17 protein-coding genes are annotated in these 22,972 nt (G+C 42.7%); 5 read left to right on the top strand and 12 right to left on the bottom strand.

What is annotated here, in order from left to right:
• Positions 1-124: 124 nt before the first annotated feature.
• On the bottom strand, positions 125-1,288 hold the full coding sequence (locus tag AC59IL_RS07995; RefSeq protein ID WP_496551581.1) for an AIR synthase-related protein: 1,164 nt from the start codon (positions 1,286-1,288) through the stop codon (positions 125-127).
• Positions 1,289-1,426: 138 nt separating this feature from the next.
• On the opposite strand from AC59IL_RS07995, the gene AC59IL_RS07990 reads away from it, so the two are divergent.
• Positions 1,427-2,455, top strand: a complete 1,029-nt coding sequence (locus tag AC59IL_RS07990) for a bifunctional riboflavin kinase/FAD synthetase (RefSeq protein ID WP_496551580.1) — start codon at positions 1,427-1,429, stop codon at positions 2,453-2,455.
• A 113-nt stretch (positions 2,456-2,568) separates the two neighbouring features.
• On the opposite strand, the gene holA is transcribed toward AC59IL_RS07990, so the two are convergent.
• On the bottom strand, positions 2,569-3,567 hold the full coding sequence (gene holA, locus AC59IL_RS07985) for a DNA polymerase III subunit delta (RefSeq protein WP_496551579.1): 999 nt from the start codon (positions 3,565-3,567) through the stop codon (positions 2,569-2,571).
• A gap of 244 nt (positions 3,568-3,811) precedes the next feature.
• Here holA and AC59IL_RS07980 point away from each other — a divergent pair, with 244 nt between their 5' ends.
• Together AC59IL_RS07980 and AC59IL_RS07975 are read left to right on the top strand one after the other, a co-directional pair.
• Entirely contained in the window at positions 3,812-4,789 is a 978-nt protein-coding gene (locus AC59IL_RS07980; protein WP_496551578.1) for a DUF8428 domain-containing protein, read from the top strand.
• Positions 4,790-4,952: 163 nt separating this feature from the next.
• A complete protein-coding gene (locus AC59IL_RS07975; RefSeq protein ID WP_496551577.1) occupies positions 4,953-5,573 on the top strand; it encodes a Uma2 family endonuclease in 621 nt (206 codons plus the stop codon).
• 98 nt (positions 5,574-5,671) lie between these two features.
• Here AC59IL_RS07975 and AC59IL_RS07970 read toward each other — a convergent pair whose 3' ends face one another.
• The gene (locus AC59IL_RS07970; protein WP_496551576.1) at positions 5,672-9,178 is read right to left on the bottom strand and encodes a DUF8818 domain-containing protein; all 3,507 of its coding nucleotides are present in this window, start codon (positions 9,176-9,178) and stop codon (positions 5,672-5,674) included.
• Between the two features lie 301 nt (positions 9,179-9,479).
• Here AC59IL_RS07970 and AC59IL_RS07965 point away from each other — a divergent pair, with 301 nt between their 5' ends.
• Positions 9,480-10,292 carry a hypothetical protein gene (locus AC59IL_RS07965; protein ID WP_496551575.1) on the top strand — a complete coding sequence of 271 codons (813 nt, stop codon included), beginning with the start codon at positions 9,480-9,482 and terminating at the stop codon, positions 10,290-10,292.
• On the opposite strand, the gene AC59IL_RS07960 is transcribed toward AC59IL_RS07965, so the two are convergent.
• The 9 genes from AC59IL_RS07960 to AC59IL_RS07920 form a co-directional block, all read right to left on the bottom strand.
• A complete protein-coding gene (locus AC59IL_RS07960; RefSeq protein ID WP_496551574.1) occupies positions 10,249-10,911 on the bottom strand; it encodes a class I SAM-dependent methyltransferase in 663 nt (220 codons plus the stop codon). The genes AC59IL_RS07965 and AC59IL_RS07960 overlap by 44 nt on opposite strands.
• Before the next feature lie 6 nt (positions 10,912-10,917).
• Entirely contained in the window at positions 10,918-11,628 is a 711-nt protein-coding gene (locus AC59IL_RS07955; protein ID WP_496551573.1) for a class I SAM-dependent methyltransferase, read from the bottom strand.
• Between the two features lie 128 nt (positions 11,629-11,756).
• Positions 11,757-13,373 (bottom strand): ABC-F family ATP-binding cassette domain-containing protein, encoded by a 1,617-nt coding sequence (locus AC59IL_RS07950; protein ID WP_496551572.1) that lies wholly within the window; start codon positions 13,371-13,373, stop codon positions 11,757-11,759.
• 137 nt (positions 13,374-13,510) lie between these two features.
• The gene (locus AC59IL_RS07945; protein ID WP_496551571.1) at positions 13,511-15,001 is read right to left on the bottom strand and encodes a hypothetical protein; all 1,491 of its coding nucleotides are present in this window, start codon (positions 14,999-15,001) and stop codon (positions 13,511-13,513) included.
• A gap of 20 nt (positions 15,002-15,021) precedes the next feature.
• A complete protein-coding gene (locus AC59IL_RS07940) occupies positions 15,022-16,515 on the bottom strand; it encodes a hypothetical protein (RefSeq protein WP_496551570.1) in 1,494 nt (497 codons plus the stop codon).
• 102 nt (positions 16,516-16,617) lie between these two features.
• Positions 16,618-17,100 carry a VOC family protein gene (locus AC59IL_RS07935; protein WP_496551569.1) on the bottom strand — a complete coding sequence of 161 codons (483 nt, stop codon included), beginning with the start codon at positions 17,098-17,100 and terminating at the stop codon, positions 16,618-16,620.
• Between the two features lie 390 nt (positions 17,101-17,490).
• Positions 17,491-18,690, bottom strand: coding sequence for a succinate dehydrogenase/fumarate reductase iron-sulfur subunit (locus tag AC59IL_RS07930; RefSeq protein WP_496551568.1), 1,200 nt, complete (start codon positions 18,688-18,690; stop codon positions 17,491-17,493).
• A 75-nt stretch (positions 18,691-18,765) separates the two neighbouring features.
• Complete coding sequence (locus AC59IL_RS07925; protein WP_496551567.1) at positions 18,766-20,757, bottom strand: fumarate reductase/succinate dehydrogenase flavoprotein subunit; 1,992 nt, start codon at positions 20,755-20,757, stop codon at positions 18,766-18,768.
• A 91-nt stretch (positions 20,758-20,848) separates the two neighbouring features.
• Positions 20,849-21,565, bottom strand: a complete 717-nt coding sequence (locus tag AC59IL_RS07920; protein ID WP_496551566.1) for a succinate dehydrogenase cytochrome b subunit — start codon at positions 21,563-21,565, stop codon at positions 20,849-20,851.
• Positions 21,566-22,019: 454 nt separating this feature from the next.
• Here AC59IL_RS07920 and accD point away from each other — a divergent pair, with 454 nt between their 5' ends.
• Positions 22,020-22,931, top strand: a complete 912-nt coding sequence (gene accD / locus AC59IL_RS07915; protein ID WP_496551565.1) for an acetyl-CoA carboxylase, carboxyltransferase subunit beta — start codon at positions 22,020-22,022, stop codon at positions 22,929-22,931.
• Positions 22,932-22,972: the final 41 nt, after the last annotated feature.

The raw sequence follows: 22,972 nt of genomic DNA, 5'->3' as shown, positions 1-22,972 counted from the left end.
GGTTTGTGGTTTATTGTTTGTAGTTGCTTCGCGGTTCGGGCTTCTTTACTTTTTTTACTCTCCGAACTGGTAACAGGTAACTGGTAACCGGTAACTGCTAAAACATGAAACCTGTAACCTGAAACTAATAAACAATTTCCTCCCCACTTACTTTGAGGATCAATTCTTTCTTATCACTGGCTTCTACCCTGCCCACCACCTGTGCATCGATGCCGAATTTTTGGGCGGCAGCGATCAGCAGGCTGGCCGAGGCTTCATCGGTAAATACTTCGAGGCGATGTCCCATGTTAAACACCTGGTACATTTCGCGATTGTTTGATCCGGATGCTTTTTGAATGAGCTGAAAAATGATGGGAGGTTCAAATAAATTATCTTTTATTATTCTGAAATTACCGGGCAGGTATTTCATGCACTTCGTTTGTCCGCCCCCGCTGCAATGAATTAACCCGTGAATGGTTTCAAAATAATTTTCGATTAACACTTTTAACAGCGGCGCATAGGTCCTTGTTGGCGACAGCAGCAATTTCCCCACTGTATGCTGCGCTGCACCCACTTTGTCGGTAAGACGGTGGGGGCCGATGTACACTACTTCATTAGCCAGACTGTTTTCGTACGACTCTTTGAAGTTATCGGCATAATGCTTACTCAAAATATCATGGCGGGCGCTGGTCAGTCCGTTACTGCCAATACCGCTGTTGTATTCAGTTTCGTAAGTAGTTTGTCCGAAGCTGCTGAAACCAACGATCACATCACCGGCCTGTATTTTTTCGTTGGTAATGAGTTTATTTTTAGGCCAGCGGGCAGTCATGGTACCGTTCACGGCAATAGTGCGCACTACATCACCAACGTCGGCAGTTTCACCACCGAGATAATGAATATGTACATCAAATTTCTTTAATGAATCGAATAATTCCTGGGTGCCATTGATCACCGTTTCAAGCACTTCGCCCGTTACCAGGGTTTTATTACGATCGATGGTTGAAGAAAACAACAGGTTATCGTGAATACCTACGCACAACAGGTCATCGAGGTTCATTACCACGGCATCCTGGGCTATTCCTTTCCAAACCGACAGATCGCCTGTTTCTTTCCAGTATAAATAAGCCAGAATGCTTTTGGTTCCGGCGCCATCGGCATGCATTACATTTACCCAGTCGTTGTTGCCGGTCAGGAAATCGGGATAAACCTTGCAAAATGCGTAGGGAAATAATCCTTTATCCAGTTTTTCCGTAGCCTTATGAACTTCTTCTTTCTGGGCCGAAACACCCCGTTGTGAATATAAACTCATTTTATAATTTGAAACGGCAAAGCTAAGAAAAGAAGTCAGAAGTCGGATGTCAGAAGTCAGAAGAACCTCCGGTTTCCGGCCTCGTCTTCCATTTCCGACTTCAGACTTCAGACTTCATATTGTATTTTCGCATCGCAAATGAAAGTTTACTATTCAACAGATACAATACCGGCCTTTGAAAAGGCAGTAGTTACCATTGGAACGTTCGACGGGGTGCATACCGGCCACACCATGATCCTTGAGCAGCTAAAGCAGGAGGCGGCCCGCATCGGGGGCGAAACGGTTATCATTACTTTTCATCCGCACCCGCGTAAGGTGATCGTTACCGGCCAGCCGGCTATTCATCTGATCAATACCATCGAAGAAAAAATTGAACTGCTCGATAAAAATGGCATCAACCACCTGGTAGTTGTTCCTTTTACCGATGATTTTGCCCGGCAAACGCCCGAAGATTATATTGAACAGTTTTTGATTGAAAAATTTCATCCGCACACAGTGATCATCGGGTACGACCACCGTTTCGGAAAAGACCGCAAAGGCGATTATAAACTGCTTGAAAAATACAGCGACCGGCTGGGCTTTCGTTTAATGGAAATACCCGCACATTTGATCAACGACAATACCGTAAGTTCAACCCGCATTCGCGAAGCGGTGTTGCACGGTGATATAGATACCTCCCAGGCGCTGCTTGGATACGATTTCTTTTTTGAAGGGACTGTTGTCGACGGCAATAAACTCGGCCGCACCCTGGGCTACCCTACCGCTAACCTGCATATTGAAAACGAAGAGAAGCTGGTGCCCGGTAATGGAATATATGCCGTGCAGGTTGAAGTCAGAAAGCGGAAGCCGGAAGTCGGAAGTCAGAAGACGGAAAACGGCAATCGTCAAACGGTAAACGACCAAAAAGCCCCGGCGCTCCCGCTCCTTACTACTTCCCACTCGCTGTTGAATGGTATGATGAGCATCGGCATTCGCCCAACCATCGGCGGTACCGACCGGGTAATAGAAGTAAATATTTTTGATTTCAATGAAGATATTTATGGTGCTACCCTTCGCGTATACGTTAAAAAATATCTTCGCAGCGAAGTAAAATTCAATAGTCTTGAGGCCCTGACAGAACAGCTGGCGAAGGATAAGGAGGATACGTTGAAAGCACTATCAATTTGAAAATGTTTCAGCTTCAAAATCTCTGTAAAATTCCCATTCCGGCTTTAATTTAAAGATCGGTAGGTAAAAACTGTTTTTCTATTTTCAAATTTTCAAATTATTTAATTTTCAAATTAGTTCACCATCTTCGCTACCATTTCTTTCAGCAACGATGCATCGGATGAGCCGGTATCGTTAACACCTACACTACGCAGATTGTAATGATGCAATAAAAGCAATGCTTTTTCAACGCCGTTATATCCGTAATTGCGGGCTACCAGTAAATAGTCTTTTACAAACCAGGCATTCACACCAATATTGGCGGCAATGGTTTTATCGTCTTTGCTGCTTTGGCCGAATATCATGTAAGTTTTACTAAACAGGTTGTACAGGGTTGGCAATACAAGTTGTATGGGAGCCGCTTTGGGATTGGCTTCAAAATACTGAATGATGCGCATGGCTTTGGGCAGGTCTTTGGCCGCCATGGCCGACTGCAATTCAAAAGGATTGTATTCCTTACTTACACCTACATACTTTTCAATATCATCTTCGGTAATACTGGTACGGCTGCCGAGATTAACCAGCATTTTGTCTATTTCATTATCGATGCGGCTAAGATCGTTACCAATATGATCTACCAGTAATAAAACCGCCTTTTGCGAAATAGTGTATCCTTTACTTTTAACCAGTTCTGTAGTCCACTCAGGCAGTTGATTATCGTACATTTTTTTTGTAGTAAGCAATTCGGCTTTTGCTTTCAGCAATTTTGCAAGGCCGGTACGACCGTCGACCTTCTTTTCTTTGTACGATACTACAAAAATTGTTGAGGTTAAAGGTTGGGCAATATAAGATTCCAGTTTTTCGATATCGCGCATTTGCTGCGCTTCTTTTAGTAAAACTACCTGCCGGTCGCTGAACATGGGGTATCTTTTACATGCATTTATTACCTGTGTCCAGTCGGCATCTTTTCCGTAAAATACAGTCAGGTTAAAACCCGCTTCAGCCTCCGTTAAAATGTTATGCTCGGCAAAATGTACTACTTTATCGATAAAATAATCTTCTTCGCCTTCGAGCCAGTAAACAGGTTTAAACAGCTTTTTTTTCCAATCAGCAATGATTTTTTCTGCAGACATGTATATATACGTGGTTTAAACTTTGCAATATTACCATAAAAAAACAGGTGACATATAGTGAATTATACACAACTGTAACACAATACGATACTATGTTTCAGCGTTTTTCCCCGACTTGTGGAAGGGATAAGTGCCCAATTTTGGCATGGTTTTGGTCAAACCCATATGCGAAACCCAGTACAATCGCTAACCTAACAATACTGAACCCGATTTCATAACCTTTCAAAATAAACATACACTTATTATGAGTACAACCAATTATCCATCCGCCAGTCCGCAAGGTACACCCCCAAAACGGGATTCTAAGAATCTGATCATCGGTTTATTGGCCGTAGGTATTCTTGGAACATGGGGATACTTCCTGTGGGACAAAAACAAATCAGATCAAAAGATCACACAACTGCAAACCCAATACGTTGCAGTAGATTCATCAAAGAATGAAATACAAAAAAGCTTTGATGCTGCTTTAACACGTTTGGATTCTTTAACCGGTTATAACAATGAACTGGAAGGAAAACTGAACGACAGAACCAGTGAAATTTCAAAACTGAAAAATCAGATCGGCGGCATCCTGAAAAAACAACGCTTAACTGAAGGCGAAAAGAAGAAAGCTCAGGCTTTAATCGGCGAATTGAACGACAAAATCGCTAACCTCGAAGCCGAAGTTGCCCGTTTAACTCAGGAAAATACTCAGCTGACTACTGAAAAAACTCAGTTAACAGCCGACAAAGAAAAACTGACAACAGATCTTCAAACTACAACTACACAAAAAGAAGAGCTGGCTACAAAAGTAGACATCGCTTCTACGCTGAATGCTACTAACATCACTGTTACTCCTGTTAACGAAAGAAAAGGTGGCAAAGAAAAAGAAACTACCACTGCAAAGAAAGCCGACAAACTGGTAATTGCTCTGGATGTTAGCAATCGTATCGCACAAACAGGTTCTACTGATGTTTATGTTTGCATCACTGGTCCCGATGGCCAACCTGTTGCTGTAGAAGCACTGGGTTCTGGTAAATTCACAACCCGTGAAGAAGGTGAAAAAATCTTTACAGCAAAAGTTCCTGTAGAGTTTGAACAAGGCAAACAAAAACACATTGAATTTGCCTGGAAACAAAACAGCCCTTTCAAAATCGGTAACTACAAGATCGAAGTATACCATAACGGTTTCAAGATCGGTGAAGCTACCCGTGAACTGAAGAAAGGTGGTCTCTTCGGATAATCTTTTCTCTAATATACTTTTAGACGAAATCATCCCGGCATACGCCGGGATGATTTTTTTTGTGCAATGAAAGAGGAAATGATTTTAATCAAAAAATTACTTTGTGGGGTTGAATGGCAATGGACTTTTTGAAATTCCTTAAAGAATGATGTAATTTGGTACAATGGAATTAAGGGAACCCGCTATAGTATACGGTAAAAAACGGCTTACCATAGAAGAATACCTGGAGTATGAAAAAACTTCTGATCAAAAACATGAATACTACCAGGGTGAAATTTTTGCTATGGCCGGAGCGAAAATTGCCCACAACAGAATTGTAGTTAGGCTAACCGGCCTCTTAAGCCAACAGTTACGAGGTAAATCCTGCGAACCTTTTAACAGCGATCAACGTATACACATACCTGTCAATACGCTATTTACCTATCCCGATATCTCTATTGTATGCGGCGAAGTAAAAACCCTTGATAATGATGATTACAATATTTTAAATCCATCTATTATAATAGAAGTATTATCACCCGGCACTAAAAATTATGACCGTGGCGAAAAGTTTCAGTTGTACCGGGATATTCCTACCTTAAAAGAATACATCCTCGTTGATTCACAATTTATAGATGTTGAAGCTTTCCGTATTAACGCCCACGGTCACTGGGAACTCGAAGAATATAAATCACTTAAAGCTGTATTACAAATCCCTGATATCGATGTATCATTGCCGCTGTCTGAAATTTATGATGGAATGAATTTAGTCAATAGGCAACAGACAATAGGCAACAGACAATAGGCAACAGACAATAGGCAATGCTCCAACGCTTTTAGTACTAACAAAGCTATCAAGGTCGATTGCATATTGCCAATTGCCTGTTGCCAATTGCCCATTGATTACAACAGCGCCCTGATCGATGCCCTGCCAATGTGCACCACCCGCGAGGTACCTGGCTTACGCCCTTCGTACTGCATATTAAACTCCAGGTTGTTCGAAAGCCTTTTGGTAAGATCAAGCGTCCATAAATAATTTTTACCGGGTTGTAACCCTTCCAGAATTATGTACGCCGATGATGAATTGGTGTTGGGTGGACTGTCGAGCGAAGTGAATGTTATATCGTTGTAAGTGAATTTCGCCTGAATAGATGTGCTTTGCAGAATATTGTACTTTATATCTGTAGATAATGAATTCGATTTTGACCTTTCTTCACTCCCCTGCTCATTTTTTTTATCACTGTACTTATAGCCAACCCCAAATCTGAAATTGGTTCCTTTGGTAAAAGTGAATCGCGGCTCGGCAGAATACTGATTGATCTTAAAATTACGGTTGTCGAACTTGGAGCTGGTGCTGATGAGCTGGTTGATACCCGTACGCCCTGTTAGTTCAAAGGCAACCAACCGGCTGATGTTCCACCGCGTGCGAACCGTATAGTCGTTTAGTTTGCGGCTTTCATACCCATACGTCAGCAACGATTTATTGTTGTTGCGGGCATTGGTAATATCCAATCCCCACTTCGTACTAAAGCGGTTAAAAGAAAACGTATTAATAAAATTTGAGGCAAGCGTAATTAATGACGTATCACTTAATGGCGATTTAAAGGGATTAAACTGCACGATGTTATTGGCAATTTCTTTTTTATTGATCTGTAACGACGATTGCAGGTTCAGGCGCGATATAAATTTGCGCATGCCGGTAGCGGTGGTCAAATTAATGGCCACACGGGGATTTATACTGATGCTATAGTTGAACGTATTGTAGCTTGCTTTTACATATTGGTTGGTGGGCGTAAATATGCGTATATATTTTGCCTGGTCCTGAAACAAGGCTACTTCAAATTCGTTCAATTGCTGAATACCGTCGTTGTTGTAATCGATCCAGGTATATTCACCCTGCCCTGCAGGCACTTCGAGGTACGAGTAATCTCTTTTTTGCTCCTGCCCCGCCCCTACTTCATACAAAACGTTTCCGGTAAACAATCCCTTTAACGCATTTGCCTGGTATTCGGCCCGTCCCAGTAAGCTTTCATCGGGCAACTGGCTGTTCAGCGAACTGTTAATGATCTGCAATTTGCGGTAGGTAGAGGTGAACCGGAACTGATGCTGCGGGCTTTTTAACAGCTCGGTGGTAAGGGTAATGTTCTGGCTTTTATCGGCCCTCACCAGGTCTTTTCCCAGCGGATAGGAATTGGTACGCGTAAACCAGGTAATACCCCATTGGTTGGGTTTGTTTTGATCTGACTTCAGAAACAACGAGGCGGTGGTAAATGAAAAACTTTGCACCGCCATGCTATCATTCAGCTTATTTTTTATGGCATTGTGCTCTACCGAATAAGCGCCGCCCAACGTATAATTCCACAGTTTTGCAAAGCGGCGCGAAATATTAACGGTTGGCCGCCAGAAATACCCCTTTTGATCGGTGGAATTTATATTGGATAAAGAAAATTGATTGTTGAACGTCCAGCCGCCGGCGGTTTGGGTATGCGTTATGCTGTTCCGATAGCCGGTGAACGAAGTACCACGATTGTATTCGGTAAACTGATAGCGTAACGAGTTATTGGTTTTATCGGCCAGTTGTGCGCCTGCAGTTACAATCGTTTCGTGTTCGGTAGTCGCTAATAACAAAGGCAGGCCCCAATCGCGGGTAAATTCAATGTTACGTAAGCGTTCCAATGGTTTAAAGCGGGCATCAACATATTCATAACCGACAGTTGAAATCAAACGCATGCCTTTTCCGGAACCTTTGAATGGCATTGTATTTTTAAAATCAACTTTGGCAGCATATCCTTTATCGTTGCTTTTATCGATGGTTGAAAATGTATTTACATCGTAATTGCTCATGGCCACCTCGGTATTCACCTGGGTATTTTTAGAAACGTTGTACTCCACACCAAGATTTACGATCTGTTGTTTTTTGGGCGTTACCAGAAACACGGCCGGTTCATAATACCCCTGCTTCACTCCATTTAAAGGAGCCACCCAGCGGTATACTTTACCATTTGCGCCATTCAGGTCGGGAATGTAATTACCATTGTTTGTACCCACTTCAATAAACGATAAGCGATACCGCGCGCTATCGGAATTCGTTGAATACACAAAAACCGAATCGTGCGTACCACCGTTATACAGCGTATCGATCTTTTTATACAAAATAGTACCGGCCGAAAAAGTATCAACTGCTGCATACGGATAATATGCATGCGTTATGCTATCGCCCAGGTTCTTTAAAAACAGTTTCTGATCTGTATCCAGTGTTTGGTTAATAGGCGAACTTTTGGCATCGGCGTTACTGAAATACCCCAGCTTTACCTTTACCTTTTCATTGATATTGGTTTCATTGGTGAGATAAATATTTGAATTGAGGAAGTTGCGGTCGGCATATTCAAACTCCACCACTATTCGCTTATCCTTGGTGACCATTTGTTTGGGCGTAAACGTTACTTCGGCGGTATTGTAATTGATCACATAATCGCGGTCTTCGCCACGCTGCATTAAAACGCCATCGATATATACCCGCTCGGTATTAGCAAGCACCACAAAATAAAATTCGTTGTTGGCTCCCTGCAACCGGTACGGGCCCTGGTTGCCTTCCTGTGGTGCAAGTATGTTACGGTTAAACTTTCCTTTGGCAATGGAGCCGCTTACCATGGTTTTGTTTGATATTTTATCGGTAATGGCCGAGGTAGTTTCAAAAGCCACTCCCTGCAATCGTTTGTAAAAGCTCAGAAAATAGCTTTGCTGCTGGCGGATATCGATATCACCCAAACTTAATTGCCAGTTCTTTTTTCTGAACTGTAAAAAGATGCGGTCAAATTCATTTAGCTGCTGGGTGGTTCCGTCGGGTTGAATGGGAATGTTATTATCGGTAATGGCGGCGACAATTTCAATACTGTCGGCAAGGTAACCGCTTATCTGCAGGTTCAGGTTACTGGTAAACACGGCATCCTGACTGTTTCCAAACGATATGCCGCGACCAAAACTACCGTTGTAATTAATGTTGCCGAAATTGAAAAAGTTATCGGCCTGCCCTATCCCGGCATAATCGGGTATATAGGTTGTGCCCATAAAATTATTCATTACGCTATCGTACTGCAAGCGGCTCACCACCGAATTTAAACGCGTGCGAAATACCCGGTAACGGATCAATACACTGTCCATGGGTGGTAATTGCTTCCAGTTGAGGCGGGCATTTACAAAGTCGATATCAAAAAGGCTGTCGGGAATACCGGCTATTGAAACAGTTCCGGGAACAATGCTGAGGCTGTCTAACAGCACCGGATTTTTTTTAGCGGAGATCATCTTTTTGCGCAGGTTCGACATAGCATGGCCTGCCTGCGGAACCTGTGCGGCAGTCATCAGCCATCCAACAGAAAAACAAAAGCACAGTATCAGGATTTTCCCGATCAACAATTGGTTATTTGATTTGGTAAAACATCTTTTCAAAAGAGGGTAACTCGCAGAATCTATTGAAAAGACCTTTGGTTTGGTAACCGGGCTGATTTTCACTTTGTTAAGCAGCTATCAGCAAACAGTTTAAATAGCGCTTAAAGTTAGTATTTATTGCATGAACCACTGTTTTTATCGATTTAACAACTGTTTACACCGATCACCTGCAACGAATTCGAAAAACAGCTTGTCTGACAGCCGTGTAATGGCCTGGCAAATTTGCGCCAAAACACTACTTTTATCGCATTTAACCAAAACCTGCATGAAAAAATATCCATACCTGATCTGGCTGCCCTTTTTAATCTTTTTATTGAGCAGTTGTACGAGATACGCTTATTTCCAAAGCCCTTTTCAGGCCAATACTTCGGGCTATAAAACCATTCCGCTGCAAACCGATAGTTCACACAGTGCCATATATGCCACCGGCATCCTAAGTGCAACCGGTGTAAACGACCAGTACCGCGATGGGGCGTTTGTTTTTCATGGTTCTATATATCGAAGCCATTCAACCCGGCACTTTCAGGGATATTATGGGCTTACCGGTTCGCTTGGATCATACCAGGTAACCAAGTCTAACTCACAGGGCAATGTATATAACTATAATATGAACGATTCACTGATCAATACTATGGCAGGCAGCAAATTTTTTGGCGGATGGGGCGCATCGGGCGGTTTTAACTTTGTAGCTCCTTTTCCCAAAAGCGAGTGGCGCTTTATAGGTTTTGAAGCAGCCTGGCAACAGGAATTTGGCAGTTATCTGTCGTTCAGGAATAAATTACCCGATACAGCAGCCAACCTCAACAGCCGTTTCAGGAACAATCTTTCCATGGGGATAAATACGGAAATGGTGTTGTATGACAAATATGGTTCAGCCGGATTAAAGCTTGCCTTTATATGGTTTACTCACAATGTAACGCTGTACGACCGACATCGTGAACCAGGCAACTTTAAATCAGCCTATATGTCGGGAACTTTTTTTCGAACATATAAGCATTATACCGGTTTTATGCAATTCAATCTGGGCAGCTATGCTATAGGTGCTCAACTGGGATTGAATTACCGGCTGGGGCGGTGAGTCCTTTTCTACATTTAATTAAATAGAATGGATAATTCTCATTAATCTCCATGATCTCAAATAATCCGGCTTTGTCAAACTCTGCGTGGATCGACTCTCTATCATAAAAAAACATTTTAACACCCCCAAACATTTCATAACGGTCCTTACTAACGAATTTGCCCTGACCATAGGTTTGAGCCCGTTTAGAAATGACTGTAAAAACCATGTAACCATTTTCACTCAGTTGCTGATAGCAATCACGAATGAGTTTCTCCCTTTCGCTGCTGTTCAGTAAATGGATTAAAGCATAGCAAAATATCCCATCATATTGGCACGTATCAAATGGCATATCAGTTACAGAACCATGATAGATGATCATATCTGTTCCGTAATGCTTACCAGCCATTTCAATGGCAGTTTTCGATATCTCAATTCCTGTTACGGCTATTCCGTTGTCTTTAAAAATCTGCGCGTTCCGTCCGTAACCGATTCCGGGTATCAGGATATTTTTTACGGATTGCTGCACAAAAAAATCCTTTGTCAATATCGCAGCATTAGATGGTTCGAAGCCCCACATTTCCTGCTTTTCGACAAATGCCGATTCCCAAAATTCTGTTTTTTCGATATTATTTTCCATCCGGGGTTATTTACTCAACACGTAACTGCAACGGGTTTTCTGAATGGTAAGTCCATTTACTTTTTCATACCGCAGTGAATTGCTTGCCGAAATTTCACTGATAGCCTGTTCGGGTATCATCAGCAATGGCATCTTTCCCGAAACTTTTCTGTAATCGGAGAACATCAGGAACAACATAAACCGTACAAAAGTTGGCACCTTGCCTATTTTAATATAATGGAACAGTATTGATAAGGCATCTTTAACGGAAGATGTATTTTCATCAATGATATCGGCTAAAATGATCTTTCCGTTTTCGGCCATGTATGTGCGAAGCATACCGATCAGCGACTGCAGTTCGGCGGTGCTTTTAAAATATTGGGCTACACTTAAAATAATAATGTAATCGAATTTTGTATTCTCTAATAGCTCATCGAGTATCTTTTTATTTACTAATATATCTGTGGTGATATGAATAAACGTTGAGCCGGGATGATTTTCGCTGCATTTCTCTATATAAAATTCATTGATATCGGCGCCTGTAACAGATATATTTTGTTTGGCCAGCGTATCGGCTACAAAACCGGGACCACAGCCGTAATCGAGAATGGCATGAGTTGCATTTAGCTGAAATCGCTTTTGTATCTGTGCGGCGAAAAAACCGGTTGCGATTTTCATGGCAGCCAAAAACGATTGTCGCTGATCCTTCCAGAAATTATCCCAGCCGTATGAACTCATATCTGATTCAAATTAAAAGTACAATTTCAAATATAAGTATTAATGCCCCTGGTACTTTAAAAAATAAAAGCCGTGCCACACTTTGGAACCGTGGCACGGCTTACATATATAAATCATTTACAACGGCGTTATACCAGTTGCAATTTATTAGCCTGCTTTTTTTCGATGTATTCATCAAAACTCATCAGCTTATCTACGGCCCCGTTAGGTGTAAGCTCAATGATGCGGTTGGCAACTGTTTGCATGAATGTATGGTCGTGCGATGAAAGCATTACAATACCTGTAAAGTTGGTCATGCTTTCGTTGAACGACTGAATTGATTCCAGATCGAGGTGGTTGGTAGGCTCATCAAGTATTACCATGTTAGGGTCCTGCAGCATCATACGGCTGACCATGCAACGCACTTTTTCACCTCCGCTGAGTACCGATGTTTTTTTCATGATCTCATCGCCGGTGAATAACATCTTGCCTAAAAATCCACGCAAAAACGGTTCATCAACATCGGTTACATGTGATGGTACATACTGGCGCAGCCAGTCCATCAGGTTATAGTTGCCTGTAAAAAATTTTGAGTTATCGTTCGGCAAATAGGCTTTGGTAACAGTGCCGCCCCATTCATATTTACCGCCATCGGCTGCCGCTTCGCCATTGATAATTTCAAAGAAAGCGGTAATGGCCATATGGTCATCGGCTACAATGGCAATTTTATCGCCTTTGTTTACAGTAAAGCTGATGTTGCTGAACAACGGCCTTCCGTCTATTGATTTTGATAATTTTTCAACGTTCAGGATCTGGTTACCCACTTCACGCTGTTGTTTAAAGATAATGCCCGGGTATTTACGGTTTGAAGGCGCAATATCTTCAATAACCAGTTTTTCAAGGGCTTTCTTACGCGAAGTGGCCTGTTTCGATTTGGAAGCATTGGCGCTGAAGCGGGCAATGAATTCCATGAGGTCTTTACGCTTTTCTTCTGTCTTCTTATTCTTGTCGCTCTGTTGGCGGGCTGCCAACTGGCTGCTCTCGTACCAGAAGGTATAGTTACCGGTGTATATTTTTATTTTCTGGCGGTCAACATCGGCCACGTGGGTACAAACGGCATCCAGAAAGTGACGGTCGTGCGATACTACAATTACAATGCTTTCATAATCAGCCAGGAAGTTCTCGAGCCAGCTAATGGTTACCACGTCGAGGTTGTTGGTAGGCTCATCGAGGATCAGAATATCGGGGTTGCCAAAAATGGCCTGCGCCAGCAGAACACGCACTTTCAGGGCGCCACTGATATCTTTCATCAGCAATGATTGCAATTCTTCCTTTACACCCAGTTCGCTCAGCAAACTGGCCGCATCGCTTTCGGCCGTATAGCCACCCATTTCGCCGAACTCGCCTTCGAGCTCACCGGCACGGATGCCGTCTTCTTCGGTAAAATCGGCTTTGGCATAAATGGCATCGCGTTCATGCATTACTTCCCACAGCTTTTTGTGGCCCATCAGCACTGTATTCAGTACGGTGCATTCGTCAAACTCAAAGTGGTCCTGTTTCAATACGGCCATGCGTTCGCCGGGCGTAATATCTACAGTTCCCTTATTGGGCTCAATTTCACCGGATAATATTTTTAAGAAAGTCGATTTCCCTGCCCCATTGGCGCCGATAACGCCATAGCAATTGCCTTTGCTGAAGGACAGGTTTACTTCATCAAATAATACCCGTTTTCCAAATGATAGGGTCACATTATTCACTGTAATCATACGTGCGCAAAAATTTTGAGGCGGCAAAGGTACAACAAATTGTGGGTTGAAATGGTATGTGATTTCACCCAAAATATCGAAAAAACCGGCTTTTTGCAGGCCTTTGTACCCCTATGGTTAATAATGGTTTAGAACATTCATTGCATAATAGCCTCAACATTTACCAGTAAAGTATTGCTATTTACCACCTCGCCCGATCGCTGAAAACTCTGGAAATTTGGCCAGTATTTAACAATCACCTGTTTGGCCAGTTCGCGGTCACCGGTTGCTTCATAAACCATTTGCCGTACAAATGGGTCAGGCACCCATTCCCAGCAACTCGAAGGAACACCAAACTCGTCCATCGATTTGGGCACGTGATACTTTTGCGACATAAACTCTTCGGCCGGGCGTATAAACAAAATGGTTTTGATATTACTGTGATAGTGCTGCTGAAAATAATTTTTAAGAGCAACGGTTTCTTCATGCACAGGCTTCAGAAAGGCAGTTTGAAAATTATACCGGGCGCTTACTACAAATACAATAGCGATGGCAATGCCTGATATCTGTAACAACAACCGGTTCCTGATAAAAAACAACGCCATTTCAAGCATAACCACAAACACACAAATATTCAAAGCAAACAGAGTCCTGTTCGAAGCAAAACTTTCCTGTATAAGCAACGCGGGTAAATAAGAAACCAGAAATATAAACCCGGTGCCTGCGAGGTATTTCACGGCATCAGGCCGGTGAGCCTTACCAAACCGCACAAACGCCAATACTACCCAGGCGGCCAGCATCATGGGGTAATACACTTTCGAAATGGTACTGTCTTCATTAGTTAGTATGGTGAACCGGAAGCTTCTTTCGAGCGGGCGCGCCAGAAACCATTTTAATTTTCCTATAGGGTCAAAGTAAAGTGAGTTACGGGGATCGGCGGGAACATTCAAAAAGCTGAAACTTAGTTTATACACCACAAAATAAACACCGCAAACAAAAAAGTAATACACCAGGCCGGTTATCAGTACCGTGTTCTTTTTGGTTGTATAGGGATTGATAAAATTTACCAGAAAAGGGATCAGGAAACAGGCAAACGATCCCTGGTATAAGAAAAGCGCCATAATGCCCAGCAGCAACGTTATAATGGTTGCAACAACCGGAATGCGGAATTTACCTTCATTGATCCGGATGCTGTTTAGAATAATAGCGCCTGCCACCAACGAGGCTGTATCGGCAATAAAGAACTGTAAGCAGGTAGCCCATTGTACACTTACCGCAAAAGGCAAACTGGTTATCAGGTACAGGCACGAAAAAAACGGCAGGTACGCATACCCGGTCGCTTTGGCCACCTGTTGTTTTAAAACCATATACCATACAGGCAAACAGGCAAGCCAGCCGGCTAAAGAAAATACACGCAACAGATTTATATCGTGAATAGTATTTACAAATGTTTTAAACAGCCATTTTTCCAGTACTTCTGTCAGCCACCGGCCTTCATCTATCAGCATATAAAATTTGGGATCCGATTTATAGCCCCATATCTGAAGGGCTTCATCCATAAACAGGTAATCGGTATAAAAAAGCGGATAGAAGATCAGTATCGCTACAGCAAATAAAATCCCCAATAGAATAATGTCTCTCCTTTGCATACTAAATATATTGAAGCCCATTATTTCCCTGTAATCAGTTCGGGAACATTAACCAATAAAGTATTTTCAGTGATCGCTTCGCCCGAAGCAGTAAAACTATGCATGTTGGGCCAGAATTTGATCAACAGCCCGGCTGCCACTTGTCTGTTGCCCGTTTTTTCATATATCATTTGCCGGGTGATGTCTTCGGGCACCCACTTCGGAAATGTCGACGGCACGCCAAATTCATCCATAGACGATTGAATATGATATTTACTCCGGAATGCATCTTCGGCCGGTTGTATAAAATAAACGGTTTTAATGTTTTTATTATAATGCTGCTTTATAAAATCACTTACTGCAATATATTCGTCATGCACAGGTTGTAAAAACTGTTTGTTGAAATTGTACCAGCCCAATAGGGTTAATATAAGTGCCAGGGCAATGCCTGTAATTTTTCGAACCTGTACATTTTTTACGAGATGCAGCACCATTTCGGCACAAACCACAAATACGCAAACATCAATTGCCTGAAGGGTTCTGTTCGAAGAATAATTTTCCTTTACTACCAGCGAAGGCAGGTAGGCAATCAAAAGTATCAACAGTACAACAGCAATGTATCCTATTGCTTTTTTCCCGTTCGCCTTTCCAAAACGAACAAATGCCAGTACCATCCAGCCTGTGAATAGCATTATATAAGCAACCAGGCCCATTTTGTTATCATTGCTCACCACCACATTAAACCAGAATGCTCTTTTGAGCGGTTGCCACAAAAAGAACAGCAATTTATTGAACAAGTTTATATGTATATCGGCCCGCGGATCGTTGCCAATATGATTCAGCTTTAATGTTAGCTTAAACAATACAAAATATACAGCATACATTAAAAAGTAAAATGCCAGCCCTTTGGCAACAACCAGCTCCTTCTTAATTGTATAAGCACTTACATAATGTAGCGCGAAGGGAATTAAGAAACAACCGAAACAGCTTTGATAGGTGAATAACGAAAGCTGCCCCCACCCCGTTGCTACCAATGCCCCAACCACCGGAACGGCCATTAACTTTTCTTTATCCCTGATATTAAAATACAATACAGCGCCCGACAATAAGCCGGCCGTATTGCCCAGTGATAATTCCATACAGGTGGCCCATTGTACACTTACCGCAAAAGGCAAACTGGTGACCAGGTATAAGCAGGTAAAAAAAGGAAGATACTGATAGCCTGGGTTGTTGGCTACGATCCGTTTAATAACCGTATACCAAACCGGTATGCATATAAACCAGGCCAGCAAAGCGATTATTCGTATGTAGGTAATTTCATGAACGGTATTAATGGCGGCATATAAACGCGAAAGCACCAGCTCAGGTATCCACCGGCCCTGTACGCCATACATTAAAAAATCGGCGCCCGGCCGGTAATGCCACAACTGTGTTATTTCATCGGTATAAACATAATCAGTAAAGCAAACGGGATAAAATATAAGCAATACGACCAGGAACAGGATCCCTTTTAAATAGATATCTTTTTGCGGCATACTACATGGCGGGCTTAACCGGTTGCCCAATTAGTTTGGTTACATTCGGGAGGCGTTTACGGTCAAAATATAGTAAGATAAATCGGAATCAGTACGCTTTTCCTATATAAGATTTAATAAATCGTTCAGGTTGAGCGGTTCGGTTACCATTTGCAGGTTGCCATCGGCATCAATCGGCCATTGTTCGCGCGGACGGTCCCAGTACAATTCAACGCCATTGCCGTCGGGGTCGTTTAAATATATAGCTTCCGATACGCCATGGTCGGCGGTGCCGGTTAGCGGATAACGCGCATCGATCAGCCGTTTAACCAATATTGCCAGATCTCTGCGGGTTGGATACAAAATGGCTGTATGAAATAATCCGCATGACCGCTGCGGAGCCGACGGTGCATTTTTGCTGTACCAGGTATTTAAGCCTATGTGGTGATGATAGCCACCGGCTGAAATAAACACCGCCTGTGTGCCATATCGTTGCATGATTTCAAAGCCCAACAGGCCGTGATAAAATTCCAGCGCTTTATCAAGGTCTGAGACTTTTAAATGCACATGACCAATGCGTGTTCCGGATGGTACTTTATATTCCATGGATGTTAGTTGCTAAGTTTTTTCTGAATTGCTGTGTTTCAAGTGGGCAGTGGGCAATAGGCAATGGGCAGTTCGCGTAGCAAGTCTGCAGCCTATTCACTACTGCCTACTGCCTATACTTATCATTCAACCTGCGGCTCCCGGCGCACGTGGCAACTGCGTAGCTTCGGATTCTTTGGCGGCCATAATGTAGGTTTAATTTCAGTTTAATATACGTTGAAAAGTTAATAAGTTGACAAGTTGATCAGTTGAAAAGTTGATCAGTTGAAAAGTAAAAAAGTTAATCGGTTAACAAGTTGACGAAGTTGACAGGTAAAAACGAAAACAGGTTTATAAATTGAAGGGGTAACCTGTCAACTTATAAACCTGTGAACTTTATAAACTAATAAACTACTTCTCTTCCGTTAAACCGGCAATCAGATATTCTTTATTGAGACGGGAGATGTTGGTAACAGAAATTTCTTTCGGACAAACCGCTTCGCATGCCTCGGTAAATGTGCAGGAACCAAATCCTTCTTTATCCATTTGCTGCACCATGTTCAATACACGTGTTTTCTTTTCGGGTTCGCCCTGTGGCAATAATGCCAGGTGCGATACTTTAGCCGACAGGAACAACATGGCCGAACTGTTTTTACAGGCCGCTACGCAAGCGCCGCAACCGATACAGGCAGCAGCAGCAAAGGCAGCATCGGCCTTTTCTTTTTCAACCGGAATGGCATTGGCATCAACCGGGTTACCGGTATTTACAGAAATAAATCCACCGGCCTGAATGATGCGGTCGAAAGCACTGCGATCAACCACTAAATCCTTTATAACAGGGAATGAATTGGCGCGCCAGGGTTCTACAACAATGGTATCGCCATCTTTGTACGCACGCATGTGCAACTGGCAGGTAGTATTGGCATGCCAGGGACCATGCGGACGGCCATTGATGTACATGGAGCATGCACCGCAAATACCTTCGCGGCAGTCGTGATCAAACGCAATAGGGTCTTTCCCTTCTTTTATCAGTCGCTCATTCAGCACATCGATCATTTCCAAAAAAGACATTTCAGAGGAAATATCACTTACCTGATAAGTCTCAAAACTGCCTTTATCCTTACAGCTCTTTTGTCTCCAGACCTTCAGCGTAAGATTCATTGTATAATGCTCCATTATTAATGTGTTAATTTGAGAATTTGAGAATTTGAAAATTTGAAAATTTGAAAATGTATAGATCAGCATCCAAACAAATCCGGGAATACGTCCCTTTGCAGTTGAAATAATTTTTGATAAAATTCTAATTATCTCATCTAAATCACTTCTTAGCTTAGGATTAAACTGATAGCTTTCACTCTTCTCGCACAATATCAACCAATACAAAGTTTCACTGGCCTCTTTAGCTGCAATTTTCATTTTATGAATGAAATCTGACTTGCTTTCCCCGTTCTGGGCTTCAAATACATTTGCACCTATTGAGGTAGCAGAACGCAACAATTGTTTTGCTATCACATATTTCCGATCCTGTTCAAGAGCTTCACAATATTTTATAACCGACAGAGAAAATTCTATTGTTTTGTCTACAATAACATTTCCCTTATCATTTCTCATAATTTGAAAATTAATGTGAGTAATCGAAATATCATTTTCAAATTACCACATTTTCAAATTTTCAAATTATAAAAATTACTTATAACTTCTTTGCGTTGGCTTCGCTACTTCAAATGTCAGCTCTTCTTTGTGTAACTGCCAGTCGCTTTCGCCTTTGAATTCCCAGGCAGCAACATAACTGTATTTGCTATCATCACGCTGTGCTTCGCCTTCATCTGTTTGCGATTCTTCACGGAAGTGACCGCCACAGCTTTCATTGCGATTCAATGCATCTTTACACATCAGTTCGCCCAGTTCAATAAAGTCGGCAACACGGTTTGCTTTATCCAGCTCGGGATTCATTTCATTAATGCTGCCGGGTATACGCAAATCGCTCCAGAATTCTTTTTTCAGTTGCTGTATTTCGGTAATTGCCTGTTGCAAACCTTCGGCATTACGCGCCATACCGCATTTATCCCACATGATCTTTCCGAGGCGTTTATGAAAGCTTTCTACTGATTGCGTTCCTTTAATGCTCATGAGCTTCTCAATACGATCGCTCACGGCTTTCTCTGTTTCTACAAATGCCTGATGATCTAACGAAATAGCTTTGGTGGCAATTTCATCGGCCAGGTAGTTACCCATGGTATAAGGAATTACAAAGTAACCATCGGCCAGTCCCTGCATCAATGCCGAAGCACCGAGGCGGTTGGCGCCGTGATCGCTGAAGTTGGCCTCGCCCAGGGAATATAATCCGGGAACGGTGGTCATCAGTTCATAATCAACCCACAAGCCACCCATAGTATAGTGCACGGCCGGATAAATACGCATCGGCACTTCATAGGGGTTTTCACCGGTAATCTTTTCATACATATCGAACAGGTTACCGTATTTTTCCTTTACTACATCAACGCCGTGTTTGCGAATAACTTCTTTTGAAGGGTTGTCGATGCCCAGCTTACCACATTCTATTTTACCATAACGATCAATTGCATTAGCGTAATCAAGGTAAACGGCTTGTTTAGATGACCCTACACCATATCCTGCATCGCAGCGCTCTTTGGCAGCGCGGCTGGCTACGTCGCGCGGAACGAGGTTACCAAACGCGGGGTATCTTCTTTCGAGATAATAATCTCTTTCTTCTTCGGGTATTTCGTTCGGACGGCGGTTATCGCCCTGTTTTTTCGGCACCCAAATGCGGCCGTCGTTACGAAGCGATTCAGACATCAGCGTTAATTTCGACTGATGATCACCGCTCACCGGTATACAGGTAGGATGTATTTGTGTAAAGCAGGGATTGCCAAAATAGGCTCCTTTGCGGTGGGCTTTCCAGGCAGCGGTTACGTTGCTACCCATGGCGTTTGTACTTAAATAGAATACGTTGCCATAACCACCTGAACATAACAACACGGCATGTCCGAAGTGACGTTCCAGTTCACCGGTGATGAGGTTACGAACAATAATACCACGGCATTTTTCCTGACCACTTTTTTCATCCTTAACCAATACAATATCCAGCATCTCGTGGCGGGCATACATGGTCACATTGCCCAGTGCAACCTGTCTTTCAAGCGCCTGATAAGCACCGATAAGCAACTGCTGACCAGTTTGGCCGGCTGCATAAAACGTACGTTGCACCTGTGTACCACCAAAAGAACGGTTGCTGAGCAAACCGCCGTATTCGCGGGCAAAGGGAACACCCTGCGCCACGCACTGGTCAATGATATTTGCGCTTACTTCGGCCAGGCGATGTACGTTACCTTCGCGGGCACGATAGTCGCCCCCTTTTACAGTATCGTAAAACAAACGGAAAACCGAGTCACCGTCGTTCTGATAATTTTTTGCAGCATTAATTCCTCCCTGTGCGGCAATAGAGTGCGCACGGCGTGGTGAATCCTGGAAACAAAACGCTTTTACTTTATATCCCAGTTCACCCAACGATGCAGCCGCTGATGCACCAGCAAGACCAGTTCCCACGATAATCACTTCGAGCTTGCGTTTATTGGCCGGGTTTACCAGCTTGCAATGCCCCTTATATTCAGTCCACTTCTGATCTAACGGTCCTGCAGGAATTTTTGAATTAAGCATATCTGAAGTTCTTGTTTTTAGTTAATTATTTTCGGTCCCAACAAAGTCGGGATGAATCGGCAAATCGGCAATGCCATTTTCAATTTTCAAATTAATTCATATTCACCCAACCGAAATACATGCTGATAGGCATCAGGGCGAACAGCAAAGGAACTATAATTGAAAAAGCAACGCCGGCCCCTTTAGCCAATGCAATATATTTTTTGTTATGCACGCCAACTGTTCTGAAGGCACTTTGAAAGCCATGCAACAAATGCCATGCGAGAGAAATACATCCTATAATATATAATATAACGATCACCGGGTTTTGAAACACATCGATCATTTTGGCGTATACGTTATGAACAAGAATCGAACTGTTATTATAGGTAACTTCCTGTAACGTGTCGGTAGTAATGCGCGAAGGCACCCAGAAGTGAGAAATGTGCATGATGAGGAACAAAAAGATGAGGGTTCCCAGCAGGCCCATCGACTTTTTATACCAGGCGCTTCCTTCGCTGCCCATGCTAACCTGGTAACCGGTTTTGCGGCGTGCCCGGTTTTGGAATTCCAATGCAAAGCCCTGTACAATGTGAATGATAAATCCGATGAAGAGGCCTACTTCTGCAATACGTATTACATAATGCGCCCCCATGAAATGGGCGGCCAAATTAAAAATTTCGCCGTTGTCGCTATCATCTAATACATCGGCAAAAATACAGGCGTTTATTCCCACATGCACTATCAGAAAGATAATGAGGAATATTCCTGTAAAAGCCATTACTAACTTTTTACCTACCGAAGACGTGAAGAACTCAGACCATTTCATGCGAAAAAGAATTAATTGCTTTTTAAAAGCCACACCGCCTGCCTGCCGGCAAACAGTGATCTTGCCCGTGCATAATTTTCATTGCCCTTTTACATAATGAAAACCTGCGACGGACGATTTCCGTGAAATAAATTTTAGGGCACCAGGTATTATTATACTATTCAGGAAGTATAAAGAAGACCTGCATAAGATAGGTTATATTACCAAAGAGCTTATTATTTATCACTGAAGGTTGCAATAAATTTTGCGCAAATTTATAGCAGCAAGGTTAAAAACCAACGTCCTGTTAAAATTTTCCTTAAAAGTTCGACCTGATATCAATCAGCAACAGATTTTCAAAATAATTCTTTAATTCAATCCGTTTATTTAGAGATTATTCGATTTGAAGGACTTATCACTATCAGAATAGCTCATTATGCTAAAATCGCTATCTTAGCCGCTTTAAAACTACTCAATGAAACAGGAAGAGGATTTCGAAGCCAACTTAGCTGGTGAAGAAGGCCAGGGAGAAGAGGCCAGAAGAAGCTGGTTCAAACGCATTAAGAAAGGCATCCTTACCAGTACTGCAGAAAAAAAAGAAACTCCGGAAGGATTATGGAGCAAATGTCCGGAGTGTGGCTATATATGCACCATGACCGAACTCAGGGAAAACCTGTTTGTTTGTCCGAAATGCACCCACCACCACCGTATCGGAAGCGCTGAATATTTTGAAATTATTTTCGACGACAATAAATTCGAAGTATTAGGCGAAAATATACGTTCCAAAGACTTTTTGGGTTTTACCGATCTGAAATCATATGCCAAAAGGCTCGAGGAGAACTGGTCGAAGACTGATATTACCGACTCGGTTCGCATCGGAAAAGGAACCGTAAAAGGACTGGGGCTGATGGTGGCCTGTATGGATTTTGAATTCATCGGCGGATCGCTGGGCAGTGTGATGGGCGAACGTATTGCACGCGCCATCGACGTTTGCCTGGCCGAACATATTCCGCTTATGATCATATGTAAATCAGGCGGCGCCCGTATGATGGAAAGCGCCTTTTCACTGATGCAGCTGGCCAAAGTATCGGGCAAGCTAACACAGTTAACAGATGCAAAAATTCCTTATATCTCTTTGTTAACCGACCCATCTTTTGGCGGTATTTCGGCCTCCTTTGGAATGTTGGGCGATTTGAATATTGCCGAACCCGGCGCTTTGATCGGCTTTGCGGGTCCGCGGGTTATCAAAGAAACCATTAAAAAAGATTTGCCCGAAGGCTTTCAGCGAAGCGAATTTTTACTGGAACACGGATTTCTCGATTTCATTGTTCCCCGTAAAGAATTAAAAGACAGGCTGGCCACGGTGCTTTCGTTATTTAAAAACTGAAGACTGATGTCAGAAATCAGATGTCGGAAGAACCTTAATTT

This window comes from Niastella sp. sgz303648 (genome assembly GCF_059587045.1).
This window is presented reverse-complemented; position numbering and strand designations above follow the sequence as displayed.